Below are 1,611 nucleotides of genomic sequence, written 5' to 3'. Positions count from 1 at the left end.
GCCCCCTGTTGGGGTTTCTTTTTGTTTTTCATTATTTTTTTGTCCGACTACTTCTTTTTGACGTCGACTGCAACCCCACCCCCCCCCGGGGGGGGCCGGTCCGATCGGACCGGCCCCACCGTGTTCCGTCCCCAGGGGCGGTCAGGCGCCGACGAGCGTCGCGTTCAGGATGATCAAAGCGGGCTCGCCGTCGGGCGCGGCGCCCACCTCCAGGCGCTCGCCGGTCTGGGTGCCGATGATGTCCTCGTAGCTGAGCCGGACGGCGGCCCGACGGAACAGGTCCAGCGCCGTCTCGTGCTCGACGACGTCGTAGAACGGCACGCGGATAGCGGGCGCGCTGTCACGGGTGGTCTGGGTGGGGGTGCTGTCGCAGAACGGTTCGGTCTCCGCGTCGAGCACGGCGTGGCGGGCGATGGTGTCGATCTGGCCGGCATGAACCGTGATGTGCTGCATGGGATCTCCAGGTAGGAGTAGGGCCCGCGGTCGATTGCCGCGGGCCGGGGTGGGATCAGGGAGCGGGACGGTTGCGCCAGGCCTGGCGGTCGGCCTCGGCCCGGTCGGCGAAGTAGCGCTCGCCCTCGCCGATGCTGGAGACTCCGGCGTCGATCATGTCGCCGAGGATCGCGGTGAAGTCCCAGGCGGTAAGGGTGGTCAGGTAGGCGCGCTGCTCGATGTCGACGCGGCCCCCCTCGACGTGCATCTCCCAGGACCAGAGGACCGGGTACCCCGGGGCGAGGACGTCCTCCATGTCTGCGCGGCGAATTGCGGCGAGGGCGGCGGCGAACAGGTCGTGGGAGCGGCGGTAGCGGCGTGTGCGGGAGCCGATGTGCAGGCGGGTTCGCAGGGCGGCGGTGAGAGCCTGGCCGGGGGTCTGGGAGGTCATTGTGGCCTTCTTGCGTCGGTTTCCCATGGGTGGTCAGGACTTCAGTGGTTCGACCGAGACGACGCTGCGGATAGCGATGATCGGCACGCCTCCCGTGTGGTCGATGGCGTTGAGCACCAGACACCAGGGCTTGGTGTTGCGGTCGCGGGGCCCCTGCTTTTGGCCGATCGCCATCAGGAGCCCTTCGTACACCTTCGGCTCACTGGGGCAGCCCCGGATGGTGAAGACAGCGGTGACGCGTACCTCGGTGTTGACGAGCCCGGCGATCTTCCGGAGGTCGGTGTTGTTCACCGGTTCGCCTTCGTGCTCTTGGCGGCGCGGGCGGCGCGGACGATGACCGCGACGGCGGTCTCGGTGTTCTCCTCGTTCTCGTCCTCGGCCCAGGCCTGGAAGGCGTCCTCGACCTCGGGGTGGCGCTCACACAGGACGTCGATGATGGTCACGCGGGCCAGGGTCTCCGCCGCGTCGAGGGGGCGGCCGTCGAGCATCTCCAGGGCCTGGCACAGGGTGCCGGTGGGCTGGGCTTTGGTGAGGTTGACCATCTGGGCCTTGAGGGCTGCGGTGCGGTTCTGGTTGTCGGTGGCCATCGGGATCCTCCAGGGTTCGCTTTGTTCTTACACTTATGACTGTACGTCTACTTAGCCATGACGTCGAGCGCTTTCCCCGAAACGCCGTGGGGCGGCCCCGCCCGCACCTGCCGGGGGGCGCGCCCCGGCTGAAAGAGGCCA

The 1,611-nt window shown here is 68.2% G+C and carries 4 protein-coding genes; all 4 read right to left on the bottom strand.

All coding sequences use genetic code 11. From position 1 onward, the window contains the following. Nucleotides 1–141: 141 nt before the first annotated feature. From AB0395_RS48305 to AB0395_RS48290, 4 genes are read right to left on the bottom strand one after another with little or no spacing between them, the layout of a single operon-like run. Nucleotides 142–453, bottom strand: a complete 312-nt coding sequence (locus AB0395_RS48305) for a hypothetical protein (protein WP_366295137.1) — start codon at nucleotides 451–453, stop codon at nucleotides 142–144. Nucleotides 454–508: 55 nt separating this feature from the next. Then, a complete protein-coding gene (locus AB0395_RS48300; protein ID WP_366295134.1) occupies nucleotides 509–883 on the bottom strand; it encodes a hypothetical protein in 375 nt (124 codons plus the stop codon). 33 nt (nucleotides 884–916) lie between these two features. Beyond that, the gene (locus AB0395_RS48295; RefSeq protein ID WP_366295132.1) at nucleotides 917–1,174 is read right to left on the bottom strand and encodes a hypothetical protein; all 258 of its coding nucleotides are present in this window, start codon (nucleotides 1,172–1,174) and stop codon (nucleotides 917–919) included. Next, nucleotides 1,171–1,470 (bottom strand): hypothetical protein, encoded by a 300-nt coding sequence (locus tag AB0395_RS48290; RefSeq protein ID WP_366295130.1) that lies wholly within the window; start codon nucleotides 1,468–1,470, stop codon nucleotides 1,171–1,173. The genes AB0395_RS48295 and AB0395_RS48290 overlap by 4 nt, the downstream gene beginning before the upstream one ends. Nucleotides 1,471–1,611: the final 141 nt, after the last annotated feature.

The organism is Streptosporangium sp. NPDC051023 (assembly GCF_040689595.1).
GTDB lineage: Bacteria > Actinomycetota > Actinomycetes > Streptosporangiales > Streptosporangiaceae > Streptosporangium.
This window is presented reverse-complemented; position numbering and strand designations above follow the sequence as displayed.

Coding starts and splice junctions, on each gene's coding strand:
- AB0395_RS48305 (WP_366295137.1), bottom strand. CDS start 453: ATGCAGCACATCACGGTTCATGCCGGCCAGATCGACACCATCGCCCGC.
- AB0395_RS48300 (WP_366295134.1), bottom strand. CDS start 883: ATGACCTCCCAGACCCCCGGCCAGGCTCTCACCGCCGCCCTGCGAACC.
- AB0395_RS48290 (WP_366295130.1), bottom strand. CDS start 1,470: ATGGCCACCGACAACCAGAACCGCACCGCAGCCCTCAAGGCCCAGATG.